The following is a 19,365-nucleotide window of genomic DNA, read 5'->3' as shown; positions in this document are numbered from 1 at the left end:
CAAAAAAAACCGCAGGTGCATTAACACCTACGGTTTCAAATGTTCAAAAAGATCACAACGCTTTTTAGATAACTCTAGAAAACTGCTGCTGACGCGCACGATCTCGTAAGTACTTATCAAAACACATACAGATATTACGGATCAATAAACGACCACGCAGTTCAACATCAATACGCCCTTCATGCATTGTTACTAACTCATCGTTAATAAACGTTTGTAGAAGTTTAATGTCTTCAGCAAAGTACTTATCAAAGTCTAAATTAAATTCAACTTCAATCGCTTTAGTATCTAATGTGAAATTACAGATAAGCTGTTTAATCACTTCACGACGAATTAAATCATCTTGGTCAAGCGCTACACCACGCCACAAAGCATGACGTTTTTCATCAACTTGAGCGTAGTATTCTTTTAAGTCTTTTTTGTTCTGTGCGTAGCTGTCGCCAATCATTGAGATGGCTGATACGCCCATGCCCAATAAGTCACACTCACCTTGAGTAGTGTAACCTTGGAAATTACGGTGAAGAATGCCTTCACGTTGTGCAACGGCTAACTCATCATCAGGCAATGCAAAGTGATCCATACCAATAAACTGGTAGCCTGCGCCCGTTAAGTTCTCGATGGTTTCTTGCAGCATCACTAACTTCTCAGCGGGTACTGGTAAATCAGCGTCTTTAATCTTACGCTGAGCAGCGAACAGAGTTGGCATGTGAGCGTAGTTAAATACAGACAAACGGCCCGGTTCCATCTCAAGCACACGCTTAATGGTTAACGCTAAAGATTCTGCAGATTGCTTTGGTAAACCGTAAATTAAATCTAGGTTTGTTGAGCGGAAGCCTAACTCTTTTGCTCGCTGCACCATGGAAATAATAAAGTCTTCGTCTTGATCGCGATTAACCAGTTGCTGAACTTCTTTATTAAAATCTTGAACACCGATACTTAGTCGATTGAAGCCTTCATCACGTAGGTGATCAAGCATATCCAATTCAATTTCACGCGGGTCAACTTCAATGCTGATCTCTGCACCTTCTTCAAAATTGAATTCACCACGTAATAACGTCATTAAGCGAGTAAATTGAATTTTAGTTAGGAAGGTTGGAGTACCACCACCAAAATGCAGTTGTGTCACTTTACGTTCAGTAAATAGCGCTGCACGTTGGCGGATCTCAAGCTCTAGTGAATCTAAATAGATATCTGCTTTATGATGATGACGCGTGATCACCTTATTACAGCCACAGAAGTAGCATAGCTTGTGGCAGAATGGGATATGAATATAAAGAGACAGTGGGCGCTCAGGATACTGAGTACACGCCATATCGAATTCAGCAGGAGTATAAGCTTCGTGGAACTCTAAAGCGGTTGGGTAAGAGGTATAACGCGGACCTGAGTAGTTATACTTCTCAATGATCTCTTGGTCCCATACTATTTGTTGATTTGACATGACTTACTTCCATCTCTTTATATCTGCATTGACACTATTCCTGCATCATAAAACATTTGCTTCATAAAGCCGATGACTTCAATGCAGTGGTAAATAGAAGTGTCGATCAGATCATTTTAATATCAATTTTTTGATTCTGTGGCTTGATGCGATCATGCAATTGTTGAATCTCTTCTTTAATTGCATCTTGTAGGCGAGCTTCCGCTTTAGTTCGAATCAAATTGTCTTTCATTCGATCTTGCTTTGCGAGTTCTTGCCTTTCATCACCACGCGGCATGTCTTTAACCACATGATAAAGCTCAGAAAGCGCTGGATAGTCTTTCTCTACATCAATACGATCATCTTCTTGCAGATAATCCATGATGCAGTATAAGCGAATCGCTAATTCTGAGTGATCACACTGCTCTTGCATTCCTGCTTGGCATAGCAATACCACATTCTCAAAAATATTGGCGTTACGTTTCTGTATCGCCAATTTTCTGTGTTGTTCTTGCAGTTCCTTCTGCTTCTTTAACTTCATCAGTAAGCTGCCAGCATAACCAGCTAACGCAAGAATAATTGCACCGCCAAGCAGTGCTAACAGAGTTACTGTAGACATAATTACTTAAAGTCATCCATGTTGAAGTCATCGAATTCAGCTAACAGATCATCATCGCTTTTCGCTTTGCGCTCTGCGAACTCAGGGAATTCAGCAATTTCTTCTTCTGATTCTGTTTCTTCATCATCTAATAAGCCTAAACGACCCATTAAGTGTTCGATACGTGCTAATTTCTCATCAACGTATTTCTGAAGGCCGGTACCTAGCTTTTCACCATTGTCGAGACGATCTAGAAGAACCATTAGCTGTGCATCATTTTCTAGCATTGCTAATTCTTGTTCGTTGGTTAAACGACGCTCTTGTTTCGTTGACTTCACTTTCGCTTCAACAACAAGTTGAATTGGTTTTTTACTGCCGATACGTGGATCTTTTTTCTGTGCGAAACGACGGTTTTGCTCTGCGTTACTTTCAGCATTACGAGCGCCCGCTTTTAGGCCTTTACGCTTTCTCTTACGCTTAATTTCACGACTATCAACATCACGATCTGTACGGTTACGTGTAACAACAACTGGCTCACTCGCCATTCCCGGCTTACGGGCTTTTTTAATACGGCTCATTACTGGGTTTTCCTCAGTAAGATGACATCATTCCCAACAAATTCGAGCTCAAGTTGGTAACGCTTTGCTACAAACTCAAACGTTTCTTTGCTGAAAAAGCTGACATGGGTTAAATCATTCTTGTAATGCCAAGTGGCAAACGCGCTTTCGTCCCTGGCTAGTTTCGTCATGATACCTAACCAACCACCAGGTTTCACCAAACTCAATAACAATTCCAATTCGTTTTGAGGTTGATAAAAATGCTCTATCGCTTCTGTACAACTGACGAAGTCATACTGCTTAGTAAGCACGTGCTTATCTGGGGCGTAATAAATATCATAGAGTTCGACATGGTGACCCGCTTCTCTCATCATATGAGCAAGCAATGGTCCAGGGCCACATCCAAAGTCTAGTCCTTGTTGAGGTGTCTCACCAACACGCTGCAACAACGGCTCTGCAAATCGTGATAGGAAGGTTCGATACCCTTCATCCTCAAGATTATTTTCATGGAGATCATAGTGAGCTTTCTCTGTATCAGAGTCTAAATGATCCGCCTTATCCACATAAACAAGGTGACATTGCTGACAACGGTAATAACGTCGACGCTTATCTTGATGGAAGTCATCAGCGTGTGAATGCTGACACAAAGGGCAAGATTGCATATACGCTCACTCCACTACCTGAAAATTCTAGGGCGGGAAGTATACCTGATACTGGTGCAAAGATAATCGTTTTAACGTCTTTTTGATAAAAAAAAGCAGCTACGAGAGCTGCTTCTTCAAATTGTGTCGTTAAGCAACAGCAATTACATTACGAATTAATGTAATCCACCAACATATTGAGACAAGGTAGCAATGTCTTCATCTGTCAGTTTTTTCGCAATATCACGCATCATGCCGTTCATGTCGTTATTACGATCACTTGAACGAAATTTCTCTAATTGCGCTTTCACGTAATCTGCATGTTGACCTGAAATCTTAGGAAAACCAGATAATGAAGTACCATTACCACGAGGACCATGGCAAGCGATACAAGCCGTAATACCGCGCTCCATATCACCAGCTAGGTATAATGCTTTACCTTCAGGGATTACATTTTCTGGCGTCGTATTATTAGCCATAGGTAATGACGCATAGTAAGCAGAAATATCTTTGATATCTTGCTCACTTAGTGGCATTGCCATTGCACTCATTACAGGGTCCATACGACCTTGTTTACCTTGCGTTTCCATACCTAATTTTAGGTCATGAAGCTGCTTCTCAAGATAACCTGCATGTTGACCAGCTAGGTTTGGGTATTGTGTTAACGCACTGTTACCATCTTGCCCATGACAAGCTGTGCACGTTACCGATTTTTGCTTTCCAGCCTCGATATCTCCTTGAGCCCATGTTGAGCAACTAGCTAGGAGAGTTAATATCAGCGCTAATTTTTTCATGACATTCCATTTATTATTATCGTTCCCCCACAATGAGTTATCCTTTTTAATAGGATTTATTTACATTGTGTTGGATATTAAGCTTCCAGTACCGCTCTAAATTGGCTACAGCATGGTACAATGAGCGACCTTTACCGTTTATGCCAAGTTTGACACTATAAAAAATATTGTGACAACCTTGATGCGGTTATTTTACACATTTTCACAAAAAAGTAATCAGCTGACTACAATAATCCTACTTGGATCATTATCTACAGCTTGGTTTCCTTCGAGACGGAGTTAACAGTGAGCAAAACTATTCACTACCAAAATACGCACTTTATTACGAGTGCACCAGATATTCGCCATCTACCTGAGGATGAAGGTATTGAAGTTGCCTTCGCTGGCCGTTCGAATGCGGGTAAATCAAGCGCATTAAACCGCTTAACAAACCAAAGAGGCTTAGCGAAAACGTCTAAGACTCCTGGCCGTACGCAATTAATTAACTTATTCAAAGTGGATGAAAACTGCCATATCGTGGATTTACCAGGATACGGCTTTGCTCAAGTACCGATTGAGATGAAAAAGAAGTGGCAGAAATCTTTAGGTGAATACCTACAGAAGCGCCAGTGCTTAAAAGGCTTAGTGGTATTAATGGATATTCGTCACCCACTAAAAGACATTGACCAGCAACTTGTGTTTTGGGCTGTTGACCAAAATATTCCAGTACAAATCTTGTTAACCAAAGCTGACAAGCTGAAAAGTGGCGCGCGTAAAGCTCAAGTGCTAAAAGTACGTGAAGCTGCTGTCGATTTTGGTGGTGAAGTCGTAGTTGATGCCTTCTCTTCATTAAAAGGCATTGGTGTGGATATTCTTCGCGCTAAATTAGACACATGGTTTGCACCGGCTTTTGAAATCGATGACGAATTCATTGAAGAATTAGATGCAGAGTAATCACATCTAATATCAATCTATATAAACACTATCCGTATAGAGTGATTCAGCTTCAGCCTGTGACAAAAAATAACCCCACCGTAACAGGTGGGGAAATGGGAGAGATAAAGAGGTGTTATTATTTTTCTGCTGCGCATCATGCTACAAACCCTCGCTGTAAACAAACCGCCACAAAGCCAATACTGCCAATTAAAATTACGAATCCCCTTCAAAGCAAAAAATTCACCTTAAAAACCATTCAATACACAATTAAACAATTAAAAAACAATAACTTAAGATATTTATGTGAATTAATTATCAATAAAATAACTTGTAGTAAAATTACATAGAATGAAAGATAAGAAGATATAGAGAAAAACACAGAAAAAGAGAGGGGAATGAGTTTTATAAGGCCCAGAAAGAAAAAACGCCCCAGTCAAAAAGGTTGACTGAGGCGGCTGAATTTAGCCAAATTCAATAACGTGAAACAAAAGGTCTGAAAGATAGAACATCTTTACCTCTGTACCCTACGCAGATAAATGTACAACAAACGAGCAGTTTTGAAAACCTTTATTTGTAATTTTTTTTCAGTTTCGTATCAAAAAACACAACAAATACCTGACAAACTTCACTTTATTTTAGATAAAAAAAAGCCAACGCGTGCGCTGGCTCATAGTTTTTATTTTCAATGTAACTAAATTACAACTTAATCAGTTACATCAAATGATGCATAGTACATCACAATTAGTGTGCTTCATCCCAATTGTTGCCCGCATCAGCTTCTGCGACTAATGGAACATCGAGTTCAACGGCCGATTCCATCAATGCCTTCACCTTATTGGTGATTTCATCGAGTGCATCTTCTTGCACTTCAAATACCAATTCATCGTGTACTTGCATTAACAAGTTAACTCGACCATTACCTTCCGCTTCAATCCAGTTATCCACTAGGATCATAGCTTTTTTGATAATATCAGCCGCTGTGCCTTGCATTGGGGCGTTAATAGCCGCACGTTCTGCCGCTTTACGACGCATGCCATTTCGAGCATTAATTTCAGGTAAATGCAGACGACGTCCATATAGCGTCTCAACATAGCCTTGTTCTGTTGCTAGTAAACGAGTCTCTTCCATGTACTGCATAACGCCAGGATAACGCTCAAAATACACATTCATGTAATCTTGCGCTTCACCACGAGAAATACCAATTTGCTTCGCAAGACCAAAGGCACTCATGCCATAAATTAACCCGAAGTTGATCGCTTTTGCACGACGACGATCTTCAGAGGTCACTTCTTCAATAGATACGCCCTTCACTTCTGCTGCTGTTGCTGAGTGAATATCTTTACCTGCTGAGAAAGCTTCTAGTAACGCTTTATCTTGAGATAAGTGCGCCATGATACGTAGCTCAATTTGAGAGTAATCGACAGCTAAGATTTTCCAACCATGAGGAGCCACAAACGCTTGGCGAATACGACGACCTTCTTCATTACGAATTGGAATATTCTGTAAGTTTGGATCGGTCGATGATAAACGACCTGTCGCCGTTACTGCTTGATGATAAGAGGTATGTACACGCCCCGTAGATGGGTTAATCATCTTAGGTAACTTATCAGTGTAAGTGGATTTCAATTTAGCTAAGCCACGATACTCTAAGATCAGCTTAGGCAATTCATAATCTAATGCTAGCTCTTGCAGTACTTCTTCGTTAGTTGATGCCGCACCTGATGGGGTTTTCTTAATGACTGGCAGTTCCATTTTTTCAAATAGAATCGCTTGAAGCTGTTTTGGTGAGTTCATATTGAACTCTTGACCTGCTACTTCATACGCCGCTTTTTCTAGCTCATCAAGGCGTTGACCAATTTCAAGCGACTGTGCAGACAGCAGCATATCATCAATATATACGCCCTTTCTTTCCATACGAGAAAGCACTGAAACAAGAGGTAATTCAATATCAGTAAATACTGATTTTAGTTTCTCATCAGCTTCTAGCTTAGCGTTTAATACATGGTGTAGGCGTAATGTGATATCTGCATCTTCAGCAGCATAAGGGGCCGCTTCATCTAACGCGATTTGGTTAAAGGTTAATTGTTTTTTACCTTTACCCGCAATTTCTTCAAATGAAATGGTGTTATGTTGAAGGTAACGCAGCGCTAGGCTATCCATATTGTGTTTACCAGCAACACTGTTATACACATAAGACTCAAGCATTGTATCGAATTTAATGCCTTTCATTTCGATATCGTAACGCGCTAATACACTTGCATCGTATTTTAAGTTTTGACCTACTTTTGGTTTGCTGTCGTCTTCTAAATACGGCTTTAGTTGCTCTAGAACCCAATCGCGATCAAGTTGCTCTGGTGCATCAAGATAATCGTGAGCAACAGGTACATAAGCAGCTTCACCTTCTTCAACAGCAAAAGATAAACCGATTAAATTAGCCACCATGTAATCTAGGCTATCGGTTTCAGTATCAAATGCAGCAACATCCGCATTAGTAAGTTTCTCTAGCCACACGTTAAATGCGTCTTTGGTTAAAATCGTTTCGTATTTTGAACGATCAACCTGAGCGGCAATAATCACATCTTCAGGATCAGTACTTTCTTTTGCTGTATTTTTGGTAGCACGGTTTGCCGATGTTTCATGTGAAACGATCTTACCGTCACCGCCGTCTAACACTTCTGTTAACCAACGTTTAAAATTCATTTGACCAAACATTTGGATCAGTTCATCCACATTTGGTTCTTGTTTCACTAATTCTTCTGGACGTTGATCTAATTCAACATCAAGTTTAATGGTTGCTAATTCATAAGAAAGGTAAGCCCCTTCTTTATTATCAATCAGCTTCTTCGCCATGGTTTTTGAACCACGGAAACCAAGGGGTGCAATATCATCAAGATTAGCGTAAAGCGCATCTAAACCACCAATGCCTTGTAATAATGCTGTCGCAGTTTTATCACCCACGCCAGGAACACCCGGAATGTTGTCGACCTTATCGCCCATCAGTGCTAGGTAATCAATAATAAGCTCAGGGCCAATGCCAAACTTCTCAACAACGCCTTCAGGCCCCATAACAACATTGGTCATGGTATTAATTAGCGTGACGTTTTCATCAACTAACTGTGCCATGTCTTTATCACCCGTACTAATCAGTACTGGGATACCCGCTTTTGACGCTTGAGATGCCAATGTACCAATAACATCATCCGCTTCTACGCCCGGAATTGAAATTAAAGGTAAACCCATTGCTTTAATTAGTTTATGCAGTGGTTCAATTTGGCAACGCAGATCATCCGGCATTGGCGGACGATTTGCTTTGTACTCTGGGTACATATCGTTACGGAAGGTTTTTCCTTTTGCATCGAAAATAACCGCAATACGATCGGTTTCAAATTGCTTTAACAGACTACGCAGCATATTGATAACACCATACACCGCCCCTGTTGGTTGGCCATCGCCATTAGTAAAGTTAGGTGCCGCATGATAAGCGCGGAAAAGGTATGAAGATCCATCCACTAAAATAAATGGGTTATCAGGAATGTTTGCCATAGTCGGTATTATCCAGAGATTTGATGAACTGTAAGTTTCATTTTATACCCAAGTAACTTCAAGATGCTAGCTTCCACGATAATTGCTTCGTTATCTTCTACAAATAGATCGTGCTTTTCTCCATCTTTTGAGAAAAAACCGCAATTCACACAAGCACTCTTTCTGTGGATAAGTCTGTTTGTAATTATTTTTTGCTTAATTAATAACTATTTTATCAATTCAAAATAAGTACATTTAAAACTAAAAAATCAAAAACTTAGATCACATACGGCGATCCCAAAAGAGATCCTTACTTGATCATGCTTTGTGGACAATAATATTAAATCCGCTCTTTTTTTGCGAAAAAACACTCAATTTATAACCCTGAAAATTGATTAAAAATCTGAATAACATGTCAAAAAATAAACAAAAAAAAGCGGCGTCTTCGAAAAGAAGCGCCGCTCAGCAAAAGAGAATAATGATAACCGTTAACTTAGAAACGTCACCACTACTCATGGAGCTGATTTACACTGGAAGCAATGTGAGCAATGTCGTGCCTTCTTGGAGCAATACGGGGTAAACCATAGTGCGTAGCTCCCTGAAGACAAGTTAATAATAACCATTCTCATTTGAATTGCAATAGTTAAATGAGAAAAGATCTCAACAAAATTATTAATTCTATTATTTTCAATAGATTAGATATAAAAAAGGTCAGCAAAATGCTGACCTTCTTCTTCTTAAAACACAAGCAACTATGAAACCTGTGAAGGCTGCGTTGCTAATTGATGGCCTTCAGAAGTTAACTTACGAGTTAAATAATTCAATAACATGCCATACATTGGTACAAATAGACCTAAACTGATCACCAATTTAAAGCCATAATCAACCAATGCGATCTCTGTCCAATGCTCTGCCATGAAAGCATCTGGGCTTTGATAGAAAGCAATGCTAAAGAAAGCAAGCGTATCTAATGCGTTACCAAACAATGTCGAGCACGTCGGAGCGACCCACCACTGTTTTAGCTGACGTAGACGATTAAATACGTGCACATCTAAAATTTGCCCAAGTAGGTAAGCCATAAAGCTTGCTATCGCAATACGCGCAACGAATAAATTAAACTCGCCAAGCTGGGAAAAACCTTGATACTGGCCTTCAAAAAAGACAACAGATAAGAAATACGATACCGCTAATGCTGGCAACATAACAAAGAAGATAATGCTTCTTGCCATTTTGGCACCAAAAATACGAACCGTTAAATCTGTCGCTAAGAAAATGAAAGGAAAGGTAAATGCACCCCAAGTGGTATGAAACCCAAAAATAGTAAAGGGTAACTGAACCAAATAGTTACTTGATGCAATAATTACAAGGTGGAACACTACAAGGAAGGATAAAGCGTTGCGCTGTTGCGCGGGCGTAAATGTACTCATATAAGTACCTTTTTGTCATTGGGGGCGAGGGAACCCAAATTAAACACAAAGCTAAAATTACCGTTTATTTACGTAATAACTCTAGCCAATTTTCAGGGCGGTGATTATACATTAACCGCTTTTGATCACAAGAGGCGCTTAAAACAAACCTGCGATAAACGCTAACTCTTCTTGATTCTCGGTACGAGCTAAGGCTTCTAGCCAAACTGAATTAGAGTAATGCTCAGCACGCAGCATAAATTGTGCGCCTTCAAAGTCGATTAACCAAGAATGTAAATCCGCATCCATTTGCTGCTCTGTAATTGTAGCATCCATGGCACTCACTAGCTGCTTACCTATCATTTCAAACGAATCAAAATCAAACTCTGGAATAGAAAAAATGATCCGCCCGGCGTCTTTATCAAACTCAATCACAGAAAATAAGCTCATGACTTATCCTTGTCCGGTAATGTGCATTTCAATCAGATCCAAGAATGGATCGGCGTATTTCTCTAACTTCTTCTGACCTACGCCATTTACGGCAAGCATTTCACCATAGGATGTCGGTGTGATATCAGCCATGTCCATTAAGGTCGCGTCACTGAAGACCACATAAGGTGGTAAGTCATCGCGATCTGCAATCGATTTCCTCAATTTACGCAGCTTGGCAAAGAGTTGCTTATCGTAATTACGGTTATTGAGTTTCTCTGATTTTGCTGTTTTCGCCGCAATATCTAATCGTGGAACAGCAAGCTCTAAGGCTTCTTGCCCTTTTAAAATAGGGCGCGCTTCTTCGGTTAATTGAAGCGTCGAGTTTCGCGTAATATTCTGCGCTAATAATCCTTTATGGATCAGCTGACGAATGATACTCACCCAATACTCATGGCTGTGTTCTTTACCAATGCCATAAGTCGATAACTTATCATGACCATGTTCACGAATACGGGCGATCTTTAGCCCTCGTAATACTTCCACCACATAGCCAACACCAAAACCTTGGTTTACTCGATATACGCAAGATAATGCTTTTTGTGCCGCTTCTGTACCATCAAATTGTTTTGGTGGATCTAAACATACATCACAGTTACCGCAAGGCTTAGCGCTGTATTCTCCAAAGTAGTTTAATAGTACTTGGCGACGGCAAGTTTGGGCTTCAGCAAAAGCGGTCATGGCATTCAGTTTATGGCTTTCTACCAATTTTTGAGGACCTTCAGGCTTCTCTTCTACCAACTTTCTTAGCCATACAATATCGGCAGGATCGTATAACATTACCGCTTCAGCAGGCAAACCATCACGCCCAGCTCGTCCTGTCTCTTGGTAGTAAGATTCAATGTTCTTAGGGATATCAAAGTGTGCGACAAAACGGACGTTTGATTTATTAATCCCCATACCAAAAGCAACCGTAGCGACTACTATCTGAATATCGTCTCGCTGAAACGCTTCTTGTACGTAGTTGCGCTCATCCAAATCCAAACCAGCATGATAAGCCGCCGCTCGAATATGATTGTTGCAGAGCTTTTCCGTCAGCATTTCTACTTTTTTACGACTGCCACAATAGATCACACCACACTGGTTTTTCTGTGTGGCAAGATAACGAACAATTTGGCTTACGGGTTTATGTTTTTCTAATACCGTATATCGGATATTTGGACGGTCAAAACTGCCCAAATATTCATGAGGATTCGGTAAAGAGAGACGATTTAAAATGTCTTTACGCGTAGCATCATCAGCTGTCGCGGTTAAGGCCATAATAGGAACAGCAGGAAAGCGTTGTTTGATTTGGCCAAGAGAGGCGTATTCTGGACGGAAGTCATGCCCCCATTGTGAAATACAGTGCGCTTCATCAACAGCGATCATACATAGGTTTAAGGACTCTAAACGATCCATAAAATCACGCATCATCACGCGCTCAGGAGAAACATACAGCATTTTCACCTGACCCGAATTCACACGATTCCAAATCGCTATTTGTTCTTCGCGATCAATGGTTGAGTTTAAACACTCCGCTCTTACCCCATTGGCTTTAAGCTGATCAACTTGGTCTTTCATCAATGAGATTAAAGGAGAAATAACCAAGGTTAGCCCGTCAAAAACCAACGCGGGAATTTGATAACACAGCGACTTACCACCACCCGTTGGCATAATAACGAGGCTGTCTTTACCATCCAGGACGGCATTAATGACTTCTTCTTGTCCAACACGGAATTCTTGGTAGCCAAACACGTCTTTTAAAACCGTATAACTTGGCGATACCTGTTCCATTAACTGCTCTGCGATAATGCTGGACATAAAAAACTCATCAATACTATGGGAGGCTCATTCTACCTATGGTTATTGGTGAGGAAAAGAGCAATAGGAAAATACTAGGCACATTCGACACTCCACTCTATACTTCGTCGCATAATAACGCCTACAAGGTGTGATCATAAAAACACCTTATCTATTACAATACTTCATTAAGAATTTGCTTATGCCAGCCACAGAACTCGAACAACAGCGCACTCGCCAGGGTGTTTTTTTTGCTCTTGGTGCTTACACCATGTGGGGCATTGCACCTATTTATTTTAAAACCATCAGTGAAGTTTCGCCTTTTGAGATTTTAAGCCACCGTGTAATTTGGTCTTTCTTTTTTCTGGCTGGATTACTGTTTCTATCTAAAGGTTGGAAAACCGTTTCTAACACGTTAAAAGATAAGAAAAAAATGGCTTATCTGGCAACTACAGGATTATTAATAGGGACTAACTGGCTCATCTTTATCTGGGCTGTTACCGCCGATCATATGTTGGATGCCAGTCTCGGGTACTTTATCAACCCTATTTTTAACGTCATGCTAGGAATGGTTTTCTTGGGTGAGAGGCTACGCAAACTACAGTGGCTTGCGGTTACTTTTGCCGTCATTGGTGTGGTTATTCAGCTAGTCACTTTTGGCTCTATCCCTATCGTTGCATTAGCACTAGCTTGTAGTTTTGGTTTTTATGGCTTATTACGTAAAAAAGTAGCGATGGATGCACAATCTGGCTTATTTATTGAAACCTTAGTCATGCTACCTATTGCTGCTGTTTATTTATTATTTATTGCAAACTCCCCAACCTCAAACTTTGCAGCAAACCCAATGACTCTAAATTTATTACTCATTGCTGCGGGCATTATTACCACGGTACCTCTGCTTTGCTTTACCGGCGCTGCTACACGATTAAAACTGTCGACATTAGGTTTTTTCCAATACATAGGACCAAGTTTAATGTTTGTTCTTGCGGTAGGGCTTTACGGAGAGGAGTTCAGTGCAGATAAGGCAATTACCTTTGTCTTTATTTGGGGGGCTCTGATTGTATTTACTACCGATACTATCTTATTCAGAAAGAAAAAGAAGAAGATCAGGCATTAGTTTGATATTCCGTTAATAAAAAAGAGAGCGAATTCGCTCTCTTTTTTTATTTTTAAATCACTTAAATTACAGCGATTCTAATTTAGCGTATTGAGTGACTAACCACTTAATCCCTTCGCCATTAAAAGCAACTTGAACACGACCTTGTGGACCTGCACCTTCAAAGTTAATAATGGTTCCTTCGCCAAATTTAGGATGCTTCACTCGCTGACCTAACGCATAACCCGTTTCATTAAAGTTATTATTCACCGCTTTTTGACCAAAACGGCTGTCTGAAGACGCGCCCTGCGAGCCATAGCTACCGTATGAGCCGGTACGGCTAACTTTCGCTTTCATGCGAACTTCTTCAACACATTCCGTTGGGATCTCTTTAATAAAGCGCGATGGTTTATGGTATTTATCTTGGCCATACAAACGACGCATTTCTGCATACGTAATATAAAGCTTCTCCATTGCACGTGTCATACCAACATAACAAAGGCGACGCTCTTCTTCTAAACGCCCCGCTTCCTCTGCTGACATTTGACTTGGGAACATGCCTTCCTCAACACCCACCATAAACACAAGCGGGAACTCTAGCCCTTTGGCACTGTGCAGTGTCATCAGTTGTACGGCATCTTCAAACTCATCCGCCTGACCTTCACCCGCTTCTAATGCTGCATGAGTTAAGAAAGCAGTGAGATCAGTCATCTCTTCTGCTTCTTCTGGCTTATCAAACTGACGAGTTGCGGTTACCAACTCTTCCAAGTTCTCAATACGTGCTTTTGATTTTTCACCTTTCTCTTGCTCATACATAGCAAACAGACCCGAGCTTTTAATCACCTGGTCAGTTTGTTCATGCAGACGACAGTCACGAGTATCGTCTTCTAGTGCATTAATTAGCTCGATAAAACGGCTTAATGCACCAGCAGCACGACCCGGTAATACTTGCTCTTCAATTAAAGCGATACTCGCTTGCCACATGGTTGCACCACGCTCACGAGCAGCAAAACGAACCGTCTCTAATGTCTTATCACCTAAACCACGCGTTGGCGTATTAACAACACGCTCAAACGCAGCATCGTCATTACGGTTATTCATTAAACGTAAGTAAGACAAAGCATCTTTGATCTCTTGTCGTTCGAAGAATCGCATACCTCCGTAAATTCGGTACGGTAAGCCTGCTTGAATTAACGCTTCTTCAAGAACACGAGACTGGGCGTTATTACGGTATAGGAAAGCAGAGTCTTCCAATGCTCCACCGTTATCACGCCACTCTTTAATCTTACCCACAGCAAAGCGTGCTTCGTCTAATTCGTTATACGCCGAATAAATAGAAATTAACTCGCCTTCAACGCCTTCAGTCCATAATTTCTTGCCCATGCGTTCAGTGTTGTTACTGATCAATTCATTGGCAGCATTTAGGATATTGGCAGTTGAACGGTAGTTTTGCTCTAAGCGAATGGTTTTTGCACCAACAAATTCATCTAAGAATTTTTGAATGTTTTCAATCTGCGCACCACGCCAACCATAAATCGATTGGTCGTCATCACCCACGATCATCACATTACAATCAGAGCCCGCCATCATGCGTAACCACGCATATTGAATGTTGTTGGTATCTTGGAATTCGTCGACCAAAATATGCTTAAAGCGCGCTTGGTAATGCTCACGAATATGCTTGTGATCACGCAGTAGTTCATGAGCACGAAGAAGAATTTCAGCAAAGTCGACTAAACCAGCACGATCACACGCTTCTTGATAAGCGGTATACACTTTTAGCCAAGTCTGAGCGATAGGATCATTAAAGGTGTTAATTTGATGCGGACGCAAACCTTCATCTTTTTTGCCATTAATAAACCATGCAGCTTGGCGAGCTGGCCAGTTCTTATCATCTAGATTCTGGGCTTTGATCAAGCGTTTTAATAAACGTTGTTGATCGTCCGAATCGATAATTTGAAAGCCTTCAGGCAATTTTGCATCAAGATAATGAGCGCGAAGAATGCGGTGGCAAATACCGTGGAAAGTACCATTCCACATACCGCCAGCGCTGCCATGCATTAACTCTTCAATACGACCACGCATTTCAGCGGCGGCTTTATTGGTAAAGGTTACTGACATGATTGAGAAAGGAGACGCTTGTTCGATTTGCATTAACCATGCGATACGATGCACAAGTACTCGAGTTTTACCACTACCGGCACCCGCAAGCACAAGCATGTTTTCTAACGGAGCGGCTACGGCTTCGCGTTGTTTGTCATTAAGACCATCAAGAAGAAAAGAAACGTCCATCACATCACACTGGTTATTTATACATGTGAGTGAAGTATATACTGAAATGAAGTGAGACCCAAACGCCGAGGGGGGATTTACCTTTAATTGAGCAAAGCTAAGACTGACTTCGACTTAGCTTATGTACCCTCGCTTTAGTTTATAAGAAAGCTTAGAGCGGTTTTGCCTTACATTGCTGCTGCCCACTACGGTAAGGCAAAATAGAGGTCTCTTGCTCACCATTAGAGACCACTTCATAAAATTGAGGTAAATTGAAGTTCACTTTATCTGGATTCGCTAAATCGACATTATTACGGCTTGAGGTGTAATAATGGTTAATGCTGTTTACCATGTCATCTTTACTGCCATAACATTGATGGTAAATCTCAACCTTATTCTCTTCATCTAAGACGTAGATATTAAAGCCTTCATCCTGACTGTCATCAAAGAAAAACTGAATTAAACCTTCACTTGCAAACGAATCCACCGCTTCTGGAATAACGATACCACAGCTATCGCCAAGAGGAATAGTCGTTGAACCAATCGCTTTATTGGTTGAAATACTCGAGTAGAATTGTACCGAATCTTCCAGCTTTTGAATCGAAACCCCACGACGCTCAAAGAATAAGCCATACATGGTCGAGCCAATCTTTATGCCTTTAAAACGACGACGTTTTTCGTTATTTTCAACTGGTTTTAGACGCAGTTCGATACACTCAGCCAGCAATTGATAAATATTATTACGAATAATACCGCGCATCTGTTTGCTATAGCAGAAAACATCAACCGATTCGGGACGTGTTGCGTCTTGGTGCATTTTACATAGTACGGTTTTAAGCGCATCTAGAATGGCCGTTTCACCACTAAAGTTAAGCGTTCTCACTTCATGCCATGAGTTGCGATACACTAAATCGACACTGCCGATCAAATTGTTCTGCCCACTACCACAACTGAAAATATCCGCATCCGTCTGATTCATACGTTCAGGCTTCATCTTCAATGTTTCTGTTGGGTCATTTTCTAAATTAATAAAAATAGAAAGCTGGCGAACCTCACATGGACTACCCAACTCTTCTTTGGTTGGCTGTGGCATATGAACAGAAAAGGTATTTCTTAGATCACTGACCATTTGATAGAACTTATCAATGTTCAAATCAGCATCGCGAACCACGGCATCTAAACGCGTTGATTCGGTTAGTAAGCCATTAAAAAATGCCCATGCCACTAACTTACTCAAATATCGGTTATGCTCTAGGTGCTTCGCTCCCATTAATTCTTTTGCAATTAATGGTTTTTTATAGACATACCAACCCGCTTTATTAATACCGCCATCTTGCACTTCAACGAAGCTTAAATCTGCTTCATGCAAGTCTGGGGAAATTTGTGGGTTCAGCAAGGTCACCTTGCCTGGGAGCTCTTCAAATGCCGCATACAGCTTACGAGCAAGAATACTGATATCTTCAGGGCTAATCGACGACGTTATATCATTATTACGCGCAAAACGGATCAAGTTACGATAACTTTGCATTAACGCTTCGAGTAAGTCGTTATGCGATTTTTTAACTTGTTCTACCTTCCATGTACGACGAGAATCAAGCTCAACAATCGTCGCTTGAGACCATCCCCACTGAGTCGTCAATTCTGTTAGCGCTTTACGGCGCCATTCAACAGAGCCTTGACCTTGACGACGAGACAGTTTCTCATGGGTTTTAAGGTAGAAACTACGACGTACTAATTCTAAACGAGCCGGATCATTGGTTCGCTCAAGATAACGCGTCACTTTTTCTAGCATCAGATAATACGCATCCATACCGTAGAGATCGGGCTCATCGGCAAAGAATCGACGTTTACTATCAATGCTTAATAATTGAGTGTGTGGGTATTCCCAAGAATAGGCTTCTAATAAGATCGCTTTTAACACCGACTTAAACGGTGAATCGATACTTTTATAGAGTTGCCATAAGCTAGAGCCAAAATACTCTTCTGCAGGAATATGGTTTAAGCGGCCAAAATCAATCCACTGTTCTCTTTTGATGATGCCTTGAGAGCACAACTGATCGACATATTCGTCATAGCTTTCTTCCATTTCTGGTGGAATAATTTGCCATAACAGTTGCTGTCCACCGAGACATACAGCAGTACGGTAGAACTCATCTAACAATAATAAGTGCTGAGAAGAACCACAGTTATCGCCCGTCATCTCTTCTGAATAGGCTTCACGAAAACGGCTTTGTTCCATTAAGAAAAAGTTTGCTTCAATGTAAAACTGCTCTGCCCACTCTGTTAGCGCATTACATTTTTGCTGCAATAATACTTTTTTCTCTGCGGGAAGATCTTCTGGAATACAGACCCATATATCAAGGTCACTGCCAATGGTTTGGCCAATAGAAGAGGTACTACCCATAGAATACAAACCAAGGATACTGCCCTGATTAGAGGTAGATAAAGGATAACGAAGCGTCAGTTGAGCCATCCACTCACGCTGCTTCTTATTTGCATGAAACTGTTTAATACCACTAGGTGCACCTTCAATAAACCCCGGAAGCTCCGAGTGATTGAAATGCAACAATAATGGCAATTGATGGAAAATCTCTTGCCCGAGTGGTTTCATTAATGCCAGTGCACGCTCTATACGTTGTTCAGTAAGGCGTTGTTGTCTAGCAATTAAAGTTTCAATATAGGTTTGCAAATAGAAAGCCTAGCTCATCTTTGTCATCACTGATGACGGTTAATATTGAATATCATTTATTCAATACCGACTGTAAAACGTGATCAAGATAACACTTTTCATTATGCTCGTAAAGTTTACACGCTTACAACAATATGGGTGTCCATACCATTTCGGTGTCGTTTTTAACCTATAATCACACTGTTGTCATCCTGTATTTTCACCTCACCCTCAAGTAGTGGTAGGATAAGGTAATTATTTTTATCGGATACTACTATGTCACAGCAATTACCAGTTCGAATTGCCACTCGCAAAAGCCCTCTGGCTCTATGGCAAGCACACTTTGTTAAAGATGCACTGCAAACACTTCACCCAGGTTTGGAAGTAGAATTAGTTACCATGGTAACTAAAGGCGACATCATTCTTGATACGCCATTAGCAAAAGTAGGCGGAAAAGGATTATTCGTAAAAGAACTTGAAGTGGCTATGTTAGAAGGCCGCGCTGACCTTGCGGTTCACTCAATGAAAGATGTTCCTGTTGAGTTTCCTGAAGGCTTAGGATTGGTGACGATTTGTGAGCGTGAAGACCCGCGTGATGCATTCGTATCTAATACGTATACTTGTATTGAGGATTTACCGCTGGGCTCTGTTGTTGGTACCTGTAGCTTGCGTCGTCAATGTCAATTACAAGAAGCTCGCCCTGACTTAATCATTAAAGAACTACGTGGCAACGTAGGCACTCGTCTACAAAAATTAGACGATGGTAATTATGACGCGATCATTCTTGCGTGTGCAGGCCTTATCCGTCTTGGTCTAGAAGATAGAATCAAAAGCTCAATTGAACCAGAACAATCGTTACCGGCGGTTGGTCAAGGTGCGGTGGGTATTGAAACGCGTTTGGACGATACTCGCATTCGCGCTCTACTTGAGCCACTTAACCACCCAGAAACCGCACATCGAGTGTTGTGTGAGCGCGCAATGAATAACCGTCTTGAAGGTGGCTGTCAGGTTCCTATCGGTAGCTACTCTCTTATTGATGGTGACCAAATCTGGTTACGCGCGTTAGTTGGTGAGCCTGATGGTTCTATCATGGTACGTGGTGAAATTACAGGTCCTGTATCAGACGCAGAAGCATTAGGTACACAACTGGCTGAGCAGTTACTTAACGATGGCGCGAAAGATATTTTAGATCGCCTTTACGCTGACGCCTAA

Annotated in this window: 15 protein-coding genes; 3 read left to right on the top strand and 12 right to left on the bottom strand. The window is 41.0% G+C overall.

Annotation, left to right across the window (positions count from 1 at the left end):
• Positions 1 to 64 precede the first annotated feature (64 nt).
• The 5 genes from hemN to PVK63_RS08735 form a co-directional block, all read right to left on the bottom strand.
• Entirely contained in the window at positions 65 to 1,438 is a 1,374-nt protein-coding gene (gene hemN, locus PVK63_RS08755) for an oxygen-independent coproporphyrinogen III oxidase (protein WP_274440319.1), read from the bottom strand.
• Between the two features lie 106 nt (positions 1,439 to 1,544).
• Positions 1,545 to 2,036 carry a DUF2489 domain-containing protein gene (locus PVK63_RS08750; RefSeq protein ID WP_130048009.1) on the bottom strand — a complete coding sequence of 164 codons (492 nt, stop codon included), beginning with the start codon at positions 2,034 to 2,036 and terminating at the stop codon, positions 1,545 to 1,547.
• Positions 2,037 to 2,038: 2 nt separating this feature from the next.
• The gene (yihI, locus tag PVK63_RS08745) at positions 2,039 to 2,593 is read right to left on the bottom strand and encodes a Der GTPase-activating protein YihI (protein WP_130045176.1); all 555 of its coding nucleotides are present in this window, start codon (positions 2,591 to 2,593) and stop codon (positions 2,039 to 2,041) included.
• On the bottom strand, positions 2,593 to 3,234 hold the full coding sequence (locus PVK63_RS08740) for a class I SAM-dependent methyltransferase (RefSeq protein ID WP_130048011.1): 642 nt from the start codon (positions 3,232 to 3,234) through the stop codon (positions 2,593 to 2,595). The genes yihI and PVK63_RS08740 overlap by 1 nt, the downstream gene beginning before the upstream one ends.
• A gap of 155 nt (positions 3,235 to 3,389) precedes the next feature.
• On the bottom strand, positions 3,390 to 4,007 hold the full coding sequence (locus tag PVK63_RS08735) for a c-type cytochrome (protein WP_274440320.1): 618 nt from the start codon (positions 4,005 to 4,007) through the stop codon (positions 3,390 to 3,392).
• Positions 4,008 to 4,292: 285 nt separating this feature from the next.
• On the opposite strand from PVK63_RS08735, the gene yihA reads away from it, so the two are divergent.
• Complete coding sequence (gene yihA / locus PVK63_RS08730; protein ID WP_130045179.1) at positions 4,293 to 4,940, top strand: ribosome biogenesis GTP-binding protein YihA/YsxC; 648 nt, start codon at positions 4,293 to 4,295, stop codon at positions 4,938 to 4,940.
• A 443-nt stretch (positions 4,941 to 5,383) separates the two neighbouring features.
• Here the strand turns inward: yihA and PVK63_RS20040 are convergent, their stop codons facing one another.
• The 5 genes from PVK63_RS20040 to recQ form a co-directional block, all read right to left on the bottom strand.
• The gene (locus PVK63_RS20040) at positions 5,384 to 5,431 is read right to left on the bottom strand and encodes a hypothetical protein (protein WP_439903470.1); all 48 of its coding nucleotides are present in this window, start codon (positions 5,429 to 5,431) and stop codon (positions 5,384 to 5,386) included.
• A gap of 232 nt (positions 5,432 to 5,663) precedes the next feature.
• Positions 5,664 to 8,465: a DNA polymerase I gene (gene polA / locus PVK63_RS08725; protein ID WP_274440321.1), complete on the bottom strand. Its 2,802-nt coding sequence runs from the start codon at positions 8,463 to 8,465 to the stop codon at positions 5,664 to 5,666.
• 731 nt (positions 8,466 to 9,196) lie between these two features.
• Positions 9,197 to 9,871, bottom strand: a complete 675-nt coding sequence (locus PVK63_RS08720; RefSeq protein ID WP_130046385.1) for a 7-cyano-7-deazaguanine/7-aminomethyl-7-deazaguanine transporter — start codon at positions 9,869 to 9,871, stop codon at positions 9,197 to 9,199.
• Between the two features lie 138 nt (positions 9,872 to 10,009).
• Complete coding sequence (locus tag PVK63_RS08715; protein ID WP_130046384.1) at positions 10,010 to 10,300, bottom strand: DUF3630 family protein; 291 nt, start codon at positions 10,298 to 10,300, stop codon at positions 10,010 to 10,012.
• Between the two features lie 3 nt (positions 10,301 to 10,303).
• Positions 10,304 to 12,139, bottom strand: a complete 1,836-nt coding sequence (gene recQ / locus PVK63_RS08710) for an ATP-dependent DNA helicase RecQ (RefSeq protein WP_130046383.1) — start codon at positions 12,137 to 12,139, stop codon at positions 10,304 to 10,306.
• A gap of 181 nt (positions 12,140 to 12,320) precedes the next feature.
• Here recQ and rarD point away from each other — a divergent pair, with 181 nt between their 5' ends.
• Entirely contained in the window at positions 12,321 to 13,235 is a 915-nt protein-coding gene (rarD, locus tag PVK63_RS08705) for an EamA family transporter RarD (protein WP_274440322.1), read from the top strand.
• A gap of 66 nt (positions 13,236 to 13,301) precedes the next feature.
• Here the strand turns inward: rarD and uvrD are convergent, their stop codons facing one another.
• The gene (uvrD, locus tag PVK63_RS08700; RefSeq protein WP_130087426.1) at positions 13,302 to 15,506 is read right to left on the bottom strand and encodes a DNA helicase II; all 2,205 of its coding nucleotides are present in this window, start codon (positions 15,504 to 15,506) and stop codon (positions 13,302 to 13,304) included.
• A 151-nt stretch (positions 15,507 to 15,657) separates the two neighbouring features.
• Entirely contained in the window at positions 15,658 to 18,174 is a 2,517-nt protein-coding gene (locus tag PVK63_RS08695) for a class I adenylate cyclase (protein ID WP_274440323.1), read from the bottom strand.
• 255 nt (positions 18,175 to 18,429) lie between these two features.
• On the opposite strand from PVK63_RS08695, the gene hemC reads away from it, so the two are divergent.
• Positions 18,430 to 19,365, top strand: coding sequence for a hydroxymethylbilane synthase (gene hemC / locus PVK63_RS08690; protein WP_274440324.1), 936 nt, complete (start codon positions 18,430 to 18,432; stop codon positions 19,363 to 19,365).

This window comes from Aliivibrio sp. S2TY2 (genome assembly GCF_028765525.1).
Taxonomy (GTDB): domain Bacteria; phylum Pseudomonadota; class Gammaproteobacteria; order Enterobacterales; family Vibrionaceae; genus Aliivibrio; species Aliivibrio finisterrensis_A.
This window is presented reverse-complemented; position numbering and strand designations above follow the sequence as displayed.

Bases quoted from the DNA above. Each gene is read 5' to 3' on its own strand.
- uvrD (WP_130087426.1), bottom strand. From the start codon at position 15,506: ATGGACGTTTCTTTTCTTCTTGATGGTCTTAATGACAAACAACGCGAA.
- recQ (WP_130046383.1), bottom strand. From the start codon at position 12,139: ATGTCCAGCATTATCGCAGAGCAGTTAATGGAACAGGTATCGCCAAGT.
- PVK63_RS08715 (WP_130046384.1), bottom strand. From the start codon at position 10,300: ATGAGCTTATTTTCTGTGATTGAGTTTGATAAAGACGCCGGGCGGATC.
- PVK63_RS08720 (WP_130046385.1), bottom strand. From the start codon at position 9,871: ATGAGTACATTTACGCCCGCGCAACAGCGCAACGCTTTATCCTTCCTT.
- PVK63_RS08740 (WP_130048011.1), bottom strand. From the start codon at position 3,234: ATGCAATCTTGCCCTTTGTGTCAGCATTCACACGCTGATGACTTCCAT.
- hemN (WP_274440319.1), bottom strand. From the start codon at position 1,438: ATGTCAAATCAACAAATAGTATGGGACCAAGAGATCATTGAGAAGTAT.
- PVK63_RS08750 (WP_130048009.1), bottom strand. From the start codon at position 2,036: ATGTCTACAGTAACTCTGTTAGCACTGCTTGGCGGTGCAATTATTCTT.
- rarD (WP_274440322.1), top strand. From the start codon at position 12,321: ATGCCAGCCACAGAACTCGAACAACAGCGCACTCGCCAGGGTGTTTTT.
- yihI (WP_130045176.1), bottom strand. From the start codon at position 2,593: ATGAGCCGTATTAAAAAAGCCCGTAAGCCGGGAATGGCGAGTGAGCCA.
- PVK63_RS08735 (WP_274440320.1), bottom strand. From the start codon at position 4,007: ATGAAAAAATTAGCGCTGATATTAACTCTCCTAGCTAGTTGCTCAACA.
- polA (WP_274440321.1), bottom strand. From the start codon at position 8,465: ATGGCAAACATTCCTGATAACCCATTTATTTTAGTGGATGGATCTTCA.
- hemC (WP_274440324.1), top strand. From the start codon at position 18,430: ATGTCACAGCAATTACCAGTTCGAATTGCCACTCGCAAAAGCCCTCTG.